Origin of the sequence: Bradyrhizobium nitroreducens (genome assembly GCF_002776695.1) — a bacterium.
GTDB classification, from domain to species: domain Bacteria; phylum Pseudomonadota; class Alphaproteobacteria; order Rhizobiales; family Xanthobacteraceae; genus Bradyrhizobium; species Bradyrhizobium nitroreducens.
Genome location: NZ_LFJC01000003.1, coordinates 7,101,092 through 7,101,435 on the forward strand (window position 1 = coordinate 7,101,092; position 344 = coordinate 7,101,435).

A 344-nucleotide genomic window follows, 5' to 3' on the forward strand; every position below is an offset into this window, starting at 1 on the left:
CCTTGCGGATGGCTGATGCACGTGCCCGGTCGGGCCGCCGCATCACCGCAAGCCTTGACGCCAGAACCCCGGGCGTCAGGACCACACGACTTCTCCGTCCGCGGACGATCCCGCCGAAATCCCCGAAGGCTTGCGTGTGCTCGTCCTCAGGTCTCAACGAAACCGCTGTGACCGCGCCGGGTCGTATCGCGTCGCCCGATGACTCACGGTTGCCCGCCCTGTCATCAGGCGCGTCGCGCCGGCGCTGCCGCGTCCACCGCCACCCGGCCCGCATCTCGTGACGATCGCGAAGCGCCCCTTTGGCAGGGCCGGGATGAGCGGTGTATGCCATAAATCCGAAATTC